The sequence below is a fragment of the Marinobacter sp. M1C genome (assembly GCF_023314135.1).
Classification (GTDB): Bacteria; Pseudomonadota; Gammaproteobacteria; order Pseudomonadales; family Oleiphilaceae; genus Marinobacter.
Genome location: NZ_CP092289.1, coordinates 3,650,146 through 3,663,085, shown reverse-complemented (window position 1 = coordinate 3,663,085; position 12,940 = coordinate 3,650,146). Strand labels below are relative to the sequence as shown.

Genomic DNA, 12,940 nt, shown 5'->3' with positions numbered 1-12,940 from the left:
TCTTTTGTATATTAGCCTGGGCCCATCAGCATGTCAGGAAGCCATGTAATTATCTCTGGAAAAATCACAAGAAAAACTATGTAAGCTAACATCAAAAAAACAAAAGGCAACGATCCCAACATTATATCTTTCATCGTAATGTCAGGTGCAATACCCCGGATAATAAATAAATTAAGACCTAAAGGAGGCGTAATCATTCCTATCTCCAGGTTGATAGTCATTACTATCGCAAACCATATAAGGTCGATATTGTAAAGATCAAGAACAGGATAGATTATCGGCATACTCATAAGTATTATTGATACAGCCGGAAGGAAAAGCCCCGCTATAAGCAAAAACACATTTAGAGCTATTAGAAGCTCCCATTTGCTCATATTCAAACCGAACATCCAGTCGGCGACGCTTTGAGTCAGATAAAGATAGGACATCATATAAGCATAAAGCGCAGCCCCAGCGACGATCATTAGAATCATTGTCGAGTCGCGAGTTGCACTTGCCATAATTGGCCAAACTTCAGATAGTCTATAAATCCTGTAAATTAGGGCGACCAATACGATTACCATAAATGCCGCTACAGCTGCCACCTCAGATGGCGTTGCGTACCCGCCATACATAAAAAAAGTAATCGCTGCAATTACTAAAAGAAAGGGCATGGTTCGAGAAAATCCCGACACTTTTTCTTTCAATGAATAGACTTCCGGGGGGCCTGAATCTATAGCTTTTGTTGCCCTTAACCTAAGTACAGTCACCAGCCAAGCGTAAAAAGCAAAAATGAAAACCAGAAGTAACCCAGGCACTACCCCCGCAAGAAAAAGGCGGCCGATAGACGTTTGCGTAACTATTCCATAAACGATGAGAGTGATCGACGGAGGAATAAGGATGCCCAATGTTCCCCCGGACGCGATAGAGCCGGCAGCCAAGCGTGCTGGCACGCCGCGCTTAACCATTTCCGGAATGCCCACTTTTCCTATGGTTGCGGCCGTAGCTGGGCTCGATCCCGACATTGCAGAAAATAAACCACAACCAAATATGTTTGCGATCACCAAACCACCGGGTAATCCGCAGAACCAGCGATGTAATGACTCATATAAATCTTTGCCAGCCGGAGACATACCAATCGCAGCCCCTACCAACACAAACATAGGCAGCGCCAACAAAGCGAAACTTGAGAGTTCATTAACAAACGAGTGGGCGACAGAAGACAAGGCTCCCGCGCCACCAAAAGTCGCAAGAAAACCGACAGCGATCGCAACCAGGCTAAACGCGATCGGAACACCGGCGAATAATACCACGAATGTGACTATGAACAGCAAAGCACCGATTTCAAGTTCAGACATTCTCACTTCCCCCATGGGCTCTGAAGGGCTGTTGGCATATTATGACAATATACTGCAGCGCCGTGAGGGCCATTCCAAAAGCCATTGAAGCGTATTTTGGCCAGACCAAAGGCGCCCACGCGCCAAGCCCTCGTTCTCCCGAACTATAAGCATCGACTGTTATCTGCCAACCTACCCAGGCCAGATACAGACACGCGAATAGACCGATCAGCTTAGCTATTATTGAAAGCACATTCCCGATCCTGATGGGGAGGACTCCTTCAAGAACCTCCATTCGGACATGACCATTTGTATGCAAAGTGTAAGGACAGGCCAGAAATATGGCGATAACCATTATTTCAATACTGGCCTCCAACTCCCAAGACGTCTGCAGGCCAATGTTACGTGCTAGCACCATCCAAGTAACAATTAGAACTCCAGCAAACAAAAGTAATGCCGAAATCATTGCGCTGGCAATACTCATACGAGTTACAAAAATATTAAAAAAATTAGTGAGTGGGCTCAGTGAAACGAGGGGTGGGTGCCCTCCCGTTTGAGCCGTATATTCCGTCATTTACTCTGAGACTTATCTAATGCATCGATTAGCATTTTCGCATCAGGACTTATATTGTAAAACTCAACCCAAGACGTCTGTTTTGCCAAATCAAGCCACTCGTTGAATTCGTCTTTTTTCATCTCCCTGACCTCAACGCCAGCATTTTTAAACTTATCAACGGCTTCCTTTTTAATCAACAATTGTTCTTTAAGGAATGGGGCGTTAGTGTTGTCTGCTGCCTTTTCAAATATCTCTTTTTGTTTAGGTGTCAATTTGTTCCAGGTTTGCATCGAAACTACTAAAGGTTGAAGGAGCACAAATATCGTGTAGTCTCCGCCTAATGTTGCGTATTTAGTCTGTTCGTATAACCTCATGCTTAGCAAGCTTTCATAGGAGGTCATTAGCCCATCAAGCACTCCTGTTTGAAGCGCGCTGTACAACTCTGTTGAGGGCATCGATATAACTGAGGCGCCTGCAGAGCTCAAGACTGTGTCGATCGTTCGATCGGCCCCGCGCATCTTCAGTCCGTTTACTGAGTCTGGCCCTGTGATTGCGCGCTCTTGGTTGGCGATACCGCCTTCAGTCCACCACCATGTAAGGATGTGGAAGCCATTCCTTTCTGCTAGAGTTTGGAGCTGGTCCCGATATTCACTTTTTTCCAGGTCCATTGCGGCCTCTACACCATTAACGGCACCTGGTAGTATCGTTACTGATAGCTCTGGTATTTTTCCAACACCATAAATAAGAGGAAAAACCGACAGCTGAATACTGCCTTTCTGTAGCGCGTCAAGCTGGCCAACAGGACTACTGATCAACGATGCACCAGGATATATACGAAATTTCAAAGACGAGTCCAAGCGATTTACTTCTTCAGCGAACGCGCGAGCTCCAACGTCTCTACCATCACCTCTGGGCCACTGATGGGAGAGCTTTAAAGGTTCAGCTTGTACATTCGAGATACTTATCAATAAAACTAAGGTTGTAAGAACAATTGTTTTTGTTAAATTAATCATTTTGCTCTCCGATATTATTTAAAGTATGTTTTTTACTGAATCACTTTCCTTGGTGGATAGTTCCCTCAGCGTGCAGCCTTTTTACCCGATCGACATCAATACCATAATCCTCCATCACTTCTAATGTATGCTGGCCAAAGGTCGGTGGTGCTGTACGCACAGAACCATTAGCGAGCCCGGGCATCGATATAGGTAGCGCCAATTGCTTAAGCGTGCCTAATTGAGGATGTTCGACCGTTTCGACCATACGGCAATGTTTGACTTGAGGGTCATTAAATACATCGGCCAAATTGTTGATTGGGCCTGCAGGAATCCCAAGGTCGATCATCTGCTCCGTCCATTCTTTACGTTTACGCAGTAATAACTTTTCTTCGATAATATTTTTCAATACATTTCTGTTTTGCATTCTCTCTGCGTTAGTCAAAAATCGAGGGTCTGTCGTAAGATGTTCAAGTTCGAGTAACTTGCACAGATTCAGCCACATGTCGTGGGTGGCGGGGGCTAAGTTCATCGGCCCATCAGCCGTCTCAAAGACACCATATGGAGCGATAACGGGGTGTGTATTACCAGTAGGTTCCGGCACTTCTCCCAAGCTTAAATAGCGCTGACCCTGAACGCTGAGCAGGCCCACTAAACTGGCCAGCAATGAACTTTCGACCAACTGGCCCCGGCCAGTCTGTAGCTTTTCAATCCAAGCAGCCAATACCCCCATTGCCACCCACATGCCGGTCGTAAGATCGCTAACTGCTACACCAACTCGGGTTGGGCCCGTGTCTGGCATGCCTGTAATGCTCATTAGGCCGGCGTAGCCTTGTGCAATTTGATCAAATCCCGGCCAGTTTCCTGCCGGGCCAGAACTGCCGAAACCAGTAATAGATGCGTAAATTAAACTGGGCTTTTCATCGGCTAGCTCGGGGTACCCTAAGCCCATCTCGGCCATCCTTCCTGGCTTGAAATTCTCAACAATTACATCTGATTTCAGTACCATCTCACGAATTAGAGCAAGCCCTTCCGGACTCCGGAAATCAATGCCAATTCCCTTTTTATTGCGGTTGCTGCTTAGATAGTACGCACTATTTCCCCGGTCAAATGGCCCCCATTGACGGATCATGTCACCGCTAGGGCATGGTTCAACTTTGATTACCTCAGCACCTAGATCAGCAAGAATCATGGTGCAAAATGGGCCTGACAAAGCTCGGGTAAGATCTAAAACCCGCATTCCGCTCAGTGGAAGAGACATTTCATTTCCTCAGAATCTAATTCCGGATTCATAACTTTCCCTAAGTATTTTTAAAAAATTTCCAAATGTTGTGTTTAATAAAGATAGCCAATGGTAGCGAGCTTGAAAAATACTATATAATTATTTGTCGATAAGATTTTCTTATACCTATCTGTAGTTTTGCTTTGAAAACTTTAGGATCTATTAATGGGTAGTGGCTGGCGGCGTGTCATGCAAGATTTGGGAGAATCACAGGTTGATCAATGGTCGGGTGCTCAACAAAGCAAGTCGTGCCCATTCAGAATAATTGAGCTGTTATTTTTTAGTCGTCGGAAACGTGTATTTGAAAAATGCAGAAAACCTTAGCAGCGCCTCCACACCATTTAGTTTCAATTTTGTGTGAACACTAATCAGGAAGGGCTTACGATGCCCTCGGTGCAGTATGAACCTAAAACAACTTAACTATTTTACAACAATCGTCGAATTCAAAAATATGACTAGGGCCTCAGAAAAGCTCCACGTAGCGCAGCCAGCCCTCAGTCAACAAGTTAGGCTTCTGGAGTCTGAGCTGAACGTTAAGCTCCTGCACAGAAATGTGCACGGGGTTTCGCCAACTAGGGAAGGCGAGTTACTGTATCGCCATGCCCGGTCTATTTTGCGCCAAATAGACAACACCCACGCTCTCCTAGTGAAGAAAGACGGTCCGATAAACGGGAAGGTTTCCATTGGTATGCCCTCAAGCACAGGTAGAGCTATTGCGTTACCCTTGCTGCAGCGAACCATGCGTCTATATCCTGGTATAACTATCGAGATCGTTGATGTCCCAAGCGCTGATTTAACAGCGCTTGTGGCTCAGGGGCGTGTAGATATGGCCATCACTCCCAACGAGCAACCTCGCCGGGGAATTTCCATGCAGCCAGTGCTGACTGAAGAGTTATTCCTCATCATTAGCCCCGACATGCAGATATCCTCTATTCCAGTTTCCGTGGAAGAACTCGCAAATATTCCTCTTATTCTCCCGAGCAAACCGAACACCCTGCGCGCAAGCGTTGACCAGCTTTTCCTAGAGAAGCAGTTGAGCTATGTGTTAGTCGCAGAAGCTAGCACCTCAGCCATACTAATTCCTGCTGTCAAAGCGGGCTTAGCTGCCACCGTATTACCTTGGTCAGCCGTGCGCGAGGAAGTAAATTCCGGCGCCCTGTCATCTGTACGATTGGCATCACCCACTGTACGCGAGCTTTCATTATGCACGGCTGATTCGCTACCTTTCACCGAGGCTGCGCGCTTCGTCAGAGAACTTTTCTTTAATATTGTCGATGAGATGATTAAAAACGGAGAGTGGCTAGGTGCCCACATGATCAATAGAGAAAAGAGTTAGCGTTATAGTGGCCGAGAAAATTGAGAGGGTTCCGCTAATGTAAACCCGGGTTAGGGCGAGCGCCGAACCGTTCGGAAAGTTGGGTGTTATCAATCGCTGTTAATCTGTGTGCTCTGATCATATCGTGGGTGTTGTTAGCGGCAACGCTCTACTTCACTGGAGGCATCTAGCGCTTGAGGAATTTATGATGGTGTTTTCTTATCTTTCCATTGTAGTGTTCGTTGTTAGCGTTGGAGGGGTTCTTTTGTTGCAGACTGTGTTCTGTTTGCTGGTGTTTGGCTGGGCTGCTCGCCGTTATTTGATGAATATACAGGTTGAGAAGACCAAAGCGGGGGCCTGAATTCCGTGCATGTGTGGTGGGGTCTGTATGTCTATTATTTGGAGCACACCGAAGAGCATAGGCAATCATGCTCCGCAGATCCGACGTTTGCTGGCACAGCTGAGAGCTATTGCTTGAGCCCTGAATAATGGATATCGAAACGCTCCGCCAACCTTTCCAGTCGCTTGTCGAAGGTCCACAGTCGGGCGCTCGGTGTAATCAATGTGGACGCCAGGAGAACAATATCCACTAGTCCACAACCTAAACCGTAGAGCTTTTCCTGTTCAATCAGAATCCTCACTTCGGCAATACTTGCCTGGTCCGCGGGTTCCAGTAGACCGATATCAGAGAGGGTTTGTGCGCGCGGTGAGGGCGGCGTGCCGCAAGCCAGTTCGGCAACCACCATGGGGTGTGTCAGAACTCGGTCTGAGAGCAACAGCTTGGTGAGCGTTGTACTGCGATTACGAAAGTGCCCCGCCCAGACTGATGTATCAACCAGTACATTTATGACGCCGGAGCGTCTTCATGGCGGCGAGGGATGTCTTGCATTTCGGGTGCAGTACCACCCAGCGCCGCCAGGCGTTTCGCTGCGCGAGTTCTTATAAACACTTTTATTGCTTCCCGAAACAGTTCCGCCTTGTCCATGCCGGGGTCAGCCATGCTGAGCGCCTGCTGGTAGAGTTCGTCGTCGATGGTTACGGTTGTTCGCATGACGTCTCCTGATCTTTTATTTGATGACTACATGCATCAAAATTAGCATCAACAGATGGCGTGTTCAAGTAAGGTTTGCCCAAAGTTCCTGTTGGCTACGTCGACCAGGCCAGTGAGCGCGACTTAAAACGACAAAGCCCCCGAATACGGGGGCTTTGTTGTTACTCTTTAATTAACGCTGTCACTCAACGCCAACAACCCATCAGTGCGCCAGCACCCGTGACAGAAACGCCTGGGTACGTTCGTTCTGGGGGTTGTCGAACACGTCGTGGGGTTTGCCTTCTTCCACAATCTGGCCTTCGTGGATGTAAATCACCCGGTCGGCCACTTCGCGGGCGAAGCCCATTTCGTGGGTCACCACCATCATGGTCATGCCTTCTTTGGCCAGTTCGCGCATAACGTCCAGCACTTCGCCAACCATTTCCGGGTCTAGCGCCGAGGTGGGCTCGTCAAACAGCATTACCCGCGGCTCCATCGCCAGGGCGCGAGCAATGGCCACCCGTTGCTGCTGGCCGCCAGACAGTTGGCTGGGGAACTTGTCGGCCTGATCGCTGATGCCAACGCGCTCAAGCAAACGATCTGCAGTGGCATTAGCAACGGTTTTATCGGCACTTTTAACTTTCATAGGCGCCAGCATGATGTTCTTCTTCACCGACAGGTGAGGGAACAGGTTGAACTGCTGGAACACCATGCCCACTTCTTTGCGGATCTCAGCCAGGGATTCCTGGTTGCCGCCTTTGGGCGCCAGTTTATGGCCGTCGACTTCCAGGTGGCCAGATTCGAATTCTTCCAGACCGTTCACGCAGCGGATCAAGGTGGATTTGCCGGAGCCGCTGGCGCCGATAATCACCACCACTTCACCAGCTTCTACGGCCAGATCGATATCTTTCAGCACGTGAAGCTTGCCGAAGTACTTGTTCATGCGTTTGAGCTGCACAATATGGGTCATCAGTCAGTTTCCTTCACACAGAGGCCAAACCGCGCTTTTCCATGTAGCGCAGAACTATAGATAGCGACAGGGTTATAGCGAGATACATAAGGGCCACTACAAAGTACACCTCAAAGGCGGTGAAGGTATTGGCAATGTACACCTGGCCCTGGCGAACCAGTTCACCCACGCCGATAACAGAAAACAGCGAGGTGTCTTTAATGCTGACGATGGCCTGGTTACCGAGGGGTGGAATCATCCGGCGAAACGCCTGGGGCCACACAATCGACCAAAAGCTCTGGGTACGGGACAAACCCAGTGACAGGCCAGCCTCGGTTTGGCCGCGGTCAATAGACTGCACGCCACCACGAACCACTTCGGAAATATAGGCACCCGAATTCAGGGCGATGGCCGCAATACCGGCGACAAGCGGGTCAATCGGGCCGCCGACAAGGTCGGGCAAACCGTAAAATATGAACAGCACTTGCACCAGAATGGGCGTGCCGCGGAATATTTCAATATAAGCCGTTGCCGGCCAGCGCAAATACCAGTGTTTGTTAATGCTTAACAAGCCAAACAAAATGCCCAGCAGAAAACCAATAACAAGGCCGCCGAACGAAATCATCAACGTGTAAGGAATACCCTTCGCCAGGAAGGGTATGGAATCTATGGCGGCTTGCCAGTCAAATTGGAACTGTGATTCCACAGTGAATGTCTCCGCGGGAGTTAGCGAGATAAAACACCGGGGCTCGTGGCCCCGGTGCAGTAGAACAGATCGTTAAACCCCGAGCTTACTTAGCTTCGGGCAGAGGGCCAAACCATTTTTCATAAATGGTTTTGTAGGTGCCGTCTTCGCGGATTTCTGCCAGAGCAGTGTTCACTTCGTCTACCCATTCGCTACCGGCCTTCAGGGCAATACCGTACTGCTGACCTTCATACAAGGCACCAACGGTTTTTACTTTGCCTTCGCCTTTGGTCCGGGCGAAATAGGCCACGTTGGGGGCGTCGTAGAACACCGCATCAACAGAGCGGGACATCAGCGCCAGGTACATGTCTGCGCTGCCCGGGTAGGGCGTTACGCCGGCGCTATCTTCCAGATTGTTGGTCAGGTAATCGTAGCTGGTGCTGCCGATCTTGGAGCCGATCTTTTTGCCCTCCAGGTCTTTCAATTCCATAATGTCGTCGTTATCAACGCGCACCAGCAGGCGCAGGCCCGAATCGTAGTACGGGTCAGAAAAGTCGACGATTTTCCCACGAGCTTCCGTGATGGTGATGCCAGCAACCGCAATATCGATACTGCCAGTTTGCAGGGCCGGGATAATACCGTTGAAGTCCATGGTATTCATTTCATATTCGAAACCGGCACGTTTGGCGACTTCGGCAATGATTTCCATGTCAAAACCGATCATTTCACCGGTTTCCGTGTCCAGCATTTCGAAGGGTACGAAGCTAGGGTCGGTCGCAATTTTCAGTTTTTCTGCGCTCACGGTGCCAGCTGCTGCGGTCAGAACCAGACCAGCCGTCAGTGTTTTCAGCCATTTTGTGCTCATGCTTTCTCCTTGGTTTTTATAGGACCCCGGCTGTCGCAATATGAACAGTTTTCCGAGCCGGTAAGGGCAGGGGATAACCGAAGCGAATTGTCGGGGCTATTTTAAGAGCTACGTTTAAGAGCTGTGTTCAAAACCATGCTAAGAGCCATGTTTAGAACTGCACTCAGTACACTTTAGACTATTACTCAGACTGTGGTGCAAAATCAAACACGTGAAACGTGTTACGGCTTTTTCAGAGCAAAAAAATACCCGTGTTAGCAAATGGTTATAAGCTCTTAAGGGTGTTTGTGTCGGTTAAAACGATATTTTTTCGCGTTCGCCCAATCCAAGATTTTTCCAGATGCCGAGGCTGGGTTCAACTTGGTTCAACGTGTAAAAGTGCAAACCGGGCGCACCGGCTTTCAACAGTTTTTCACACATGCAGGTAACCACTTCCTCGCCGAACTGGCGAATGCTCACACTGTCGTCACCGTAGGCTTCCAACTGCTTGCGTATCCAGCGTGGAATTTCGGCGCCGCACATGTCGGAAAAACGCACCAGGCTGGAGAAATTAACAATGGGCATAATGCCGGGAACGACAGGAATGGTAACGCCTGCTTTTTCAAGCCGGTCAATAAAGTACAAATAGCTGTCGGCGTTGAAGAAATATTGGGTAATAGCGCTGTTGGCGCCGGCTTCTACCTTGCGTGTGAAGTTCTTCAGGTCTTCCTCGGCGCTGCGGGCCTGAGGATGAAACTCCGGGTAGGCGGCCACTTCCAGATTGAAATAATCGCCGCTGTGCTCGCGAATAAAGCTCACCAACTCGTTGGCGTAGCGCAATTCACCGGCTGCACCCATTCCTGAGGGCAGGTCGCCGCGAAGCGCCACAATGCGGTTAATGCCTTTTTCTTTATAGGTGTCGAGCAGCTCACTGATTTCTGCCCGGGTGCCACCGACGCAAGACAGGTGCGGGGCGGCAGAAATGCCCTGTTGGTGCAGGCTGAAAACGGTTTCCAGTGTGCGTTCGCGGGTAGAGCCACCGGCACCAAACGTCACTGAAAAGAAATCCGGGTTTACGGCCGCGAGTTCGTCGCGAACGCCTTGCAGTTTTATTTTGCCCTGTTCGGTCTTGGGCGGGAAGAACTCAAAACTGAACCGCCGCTTGAATTGTTTTTGGGATTCCATGTTGCTGTCCAGAATGTAGGGTTGGAACCGGGCCAGCCGAAGCTGGCCCGTGATCACATCCGCCGTGGCGGTTTAGTGCTTAAGCAAGTACCTGTAGATAGCCTTTATGACTAGTACTTGTAGCTTTCCGGCTTGTACGGGCCTTCCACCGGAACACCGATGTAGTTGGCCTGCTTTTGGGTCATTTTGGTAATCACACCACCAAAACCTTCGACCATGGCACGGGCCACTTCTTCATCCAGGTGCTTGGGCAGAACCTGAACGTACACGCCTTTAGCGCGGGCTTCTTCTGGCAGGTCAGCAAACTTGCGCTCAAACAGGTACATCTGAGCCAGCACCTGGTTGGCGAAAGAGCCGTCCATAATGCGCGACGGGTGACCGGTTGCGTTACCCAGGTTCACCAGGCGGCCTTCAGACAGCAGAAGCAAGTGGTCGTTGGCCGCTTTGTTGCGGTACACAATGTGAACCTGCGGCTTAACCTCGTCCCATTCCCAGTTCTTGCGCATGAATGCGGTGTCAATTTCGTTATCGAAGTGACCGATGTTGCACACCACCGCACCAGAGCGCAGAGCCTTCAGCATGTTGGAATCGCACACGTCGTAGTTACCGGTAGTGGTCACCAGAATGTCGATTTTAGACAGCATGGCTTTGTCGATGCTGGCTTCGGTGCCGTCGTTTTCGCCGTTAATGTACGGAGAAACCACTTCAAAACCGTCCATGCAGGCTTGCATGGCACAAATGGGGTCGGCTTCGGTAACTTTTACAATCATGCCTTCCTGGTTCAAGGAAGCAGCAGAACCCTTACCCACATCGCCGTAACCGATAACCAGTGCTTTCTTACCCGACAGCAGGTGGTCGGTGGCGCGCTTGATGGCGTCGTTCAGGCTGTGACGGCAACCGTATTTGTTGTCGTTCTTGGCCTTGGTGACGGAATCATTCACGTTGATGGCCGGAATCTTCAGGGTGCCGTCGCGCAGCATTTCCTGAAGACGGTGTACACCGGTGGTGGTTTCTTCGGTCACGCCGTGGCAGTTGGCCAGAATCGCCGGGTATTCTTTGTGCAGCAGTTCGGTCAAATCACCGCCGTCGTCCAGAATCATGTTGGGCGCCCAGCCTTCCACGTTTGCGCCTACGGTTTGATGCAGGCACCACTCGTATTCTTCGTCGGTTTCGCCTTTCCAGGCAAACACCGAAACGCCCACTGCGGCAACGGCAGCTGCGGCCTGATCCTGGGTAGAGAAGATGTTGCAAGACGACCAGCGCACGTTGGCACCCAGTTCAATCAGGGTTTCAATCAGCACGGCTGTTTGAATGGTCATGTGAATGCAGCCAAGCACGTTAGCGCCAGCCAGGGGCTTTTCAGCTTTGTACTTTTGGCGCAGCGCCATCAGTGCAGGCATTTCGCCTTCGGCGATGTTGATTTCCTTGCGGCCCCAAGCCGCCAGCGAGATGTCACGTACTTTAAAGTCTTCAACGGTGTTCAGTTTTTCTGCGGGAGTGCTCATTCAGGTGTTCTCCAGTTCATTATCGATTAAATGCCGGCTGCGTCTTTCAAAGTTGCCGCGCGATCGGTTTTTTCCCATGGGAATGTGGTAAATGTTTCGCCATTTATGGTGACTTGCTGCGGCTCGCGGCCGAAGTGACCGTAGGCTGCTGTGTTCCGATACATCGGGTGCAGTAGGTCCAGCATGTTGGTAATAGCGTAAGGGCGAAGGTCAAAGTTCTGGCGTATCAGTTCAATGATCTTGTCATCGCTGATTTTGCCAGTGCCGAAGGTGTTTACCGAGATAGACGTGGGTTGTGCCACACCAATCGCGTAAGAAACCTGAATTTCGCATTTCTCGGCCAAACCGGCAGCCACCAGGTTCTTCGCCACATAGCGGCAAGCGTAAGCGGCGGAGCGGTCAACCTTTGACGGATCTTTGCCAGAAAAGGCACCGCCGCCGTGGCGTGCCATGCCGCCGTAGGTGTCTACGATGATTTTACGGCCAGTCAGGCCACAGTCTCCTACCGGGCCACCAATCACGAATTTGCCGGTGGGGTTGATGTGAAACTGGGTGCCCTTGTGCAGCAATTCTGCCGGCAACACGTTCTTCACAATCATTTCCATTACGGCTTCTTTCAGATCAGCCTGGCTGACGTCTGGGTCGTGCTGGGTAGACAGTACTACCGCATCAATGCCCACAACCTGGCCGTTTTCATAGCGGCAGGTCACCTGGCTTTTTGCGTCTGGGCGCAACCACGACAATACGCCGTTTTTGCGGGCTTCGGCCTGGCGCTCTACCAAACGGTGAGCGAAAGTAATGGGGGCGGGCATCAACACGTCGGTTTCGTTGCTGGCGTAGCCAAACATCAGGCCCTGATCGCCGGCGCCTTGGTCTTCTGGTTTCTGGCGGTCTACACCTTGGGCAATGTCCACCGACTGTTTGCCGATGATATTGATAATGCCGCAGGTGTCGCCGTCAAAACCGACGTCAGACGAGGTATAGCCAATGTCCTTAATCACGCCTCGCACCAGATCTTCCAGGTCTACCCAGGCGCTGGTGGTTACTTCACCACCAATAATAGCCACACCGGTTTTCACCATGGTTTCGCAGGCAACACGGGCGTGCCGGTCTTCGGTAAGGATGGCGTCTAGTACGGCATCCGAAATCTGGTCTGCCAGTTTGTCCGGATGGCCTTCCGAAACGGATTCGGAGGTGAAAACACTGTAGTCAGACATTAACGGTGGCTCCTTCTATGAGCGATCTATGAGCGATCTAAAATTATGTGAGCGGTCCAAAATT

The 12,940-nt window shown here is 50.3% G+C and carries 12 protein-coding genes; 1 reads left to right on the top strand and 11 read right to left on the bottom strand.

What is annotated here, in order from left to right; translation table 11 throughout:
* Positions 1-11: 11 nt before the first annotated feature.
* From MIH19_RS17265 to MIH19_RS17255, 3 genes are all read right to left on the bottom strand, one after another.
* Entirely contained in the window at positions 12-1,337 is a 1,326-nt protein-coding gene (locus MIH19_RS17265) for a TRAP transporter large permease (RefSeq protein ID WP_249006039.1), read from the bottom strand.
* A gap of 549 nt (positions 1,338-1,886) precedes the next feature.
* Positions 1,887-2,885 (bottom strand): TRAP transporter substrate-binding protein DctP, encoded by a 999-nt coding sequence (dctP, locus tag MIH19_RS17260; protein WP_249006038.1) that lies wholly within the window; start codon positions 2,883-2,885, stop codon positions 1,887-1,889.
* A gap of 40 nt (positions 2,886-2,925) precedes the next feature.
* A complete protein-coding gene (locus MIH19_RS17255; RefSeq protein WP_249006037.1) occupies positions 2,926-4,125 on the bottom strand; it encodes a CoA transferase in 1,200 nt (399 codons plus the stop codon).
* A gap of 421 nt (positions 4,126-4,546) precedes the next feature.
* Between MIH19_RS17255 and MIH19_RS17250 the strand changes: the two genes are divergently transcribed.
* A complete protein-coding gene (locus tag MIH19_RS17250; RefSeq protein WP_249006036.1) occupies positions 4,547-5,482 on the top strand; it encodes a LysR substrate-binding domain-containing protein in 936 nt (311 codons plus the stop codon).
* A 446-nt stretch (positions 5,483-5,928) separates the two neighbouring features.
* Here the strand turns inward: MIH19_RS17250 and MIH19_RS17245 are convergent, their stop codons facing one another.
* The 8 genes from MIH19_RS17245 to metK form a co-directional block, all read right to left on the bottom strand.
* Complete coding sequence (locus MIH19_RS17245) at positions 5,929-6,300, bottom strand: PIN domain-containing protein (RefSeq protein WP_249009039.1); 372 nt, start codon at positions 6,298-6,300, stop codon at positions 5,929-5,931.
* A gap of 5 nt (positions 6,301-6,305) precedes the next feature.
* Positions 6,306-6,512 carry a type II toxin-antitoxin system VapB family antitoxin gene (locus MIH19_RS17240; RefSeq protein WP_249006035.1) on the bottom strand — a complete coding sequence of 69 codons (207 nt, stop codon included), beginning with the start codon at positions 6,510-6,512 and terminating at the stop codon, positions 6,306-6,308.
* Positions 6,513-6,714: 202 nt separating this feature from the next.
* Positions 6,715-7,461, bottom strand: coding sequence for an amino acid ABC transporter ATP-binding protein (locus MIH19_RS17235; protein WP_283164065.1), 747 nt, complete (start codon positions 7,459-7,461; stop codon positions 6,715-6,717).
* A 13-nt stretch (positions 7,462-7,474) separates the two neighbouring features.
* The gene (locus tag MIH19_RS17230; RefSeq protein WP_249006034.1) at positions 7,475-8,146 is read right to left on the bottom strand and encodes an amino acid ABC transporter permease; all 672 of its coding nucleotides are present in this window, start codon (positions 8,144-8,146) and stop codon (positions 7,475-7,477) included.
* Between the two features lie 85 nt (positions 8,147-8,231).
* A complete protein-coding gene (locus MIH19_RS17225) occupies positions 8,232-8,990 on the bottom strand; it encodes a transporter substrate-binding domain-containing protein (RefSeq protein WP_249006033.1) in 759 nt (252 codons plus the stop codon).
* 294 nt (positions 8,991-9,284) lie between these two features.
* Positions 9,285-10,154, bottom strand: a complete 870-nt coding sequence (gene metF / locus MIH19_RS17220; RefSeq protein WP_249006032.1) for a methylenetetrahydrofolate reductase [NAD(P)H] — start codon at positions 10,152-10,154, stop codon at positions 9,285-9,287.
* A gap of 110 nt (positions 10,155-10,264) precedes the next feature.
* Positions 10,265-11,659, bottom strand: a complete 1,395-nt coding sequence (ahcY, locus tag MIH19_RS17215) for an adenosylhomocysteinase (RefSeq protein WP_249006031.1) — start codon at positions 11,657-11,659, stop codon at positions 10,265-10,267.
* 26 nt (positions 11,660-11,685) lie between these two features.
* Entirely contained in the window at positions 11,686-12,876 is a 1,191-nt protein-coding gene (gene metK / locus MIH19_RS17210) for a methionine adenosyltransferase (protein ID WP_249006030.1), read from the bottom strand.
* Between the last annotated feature and the right edge of the window lie 64 nt (positions 12,877-12,940).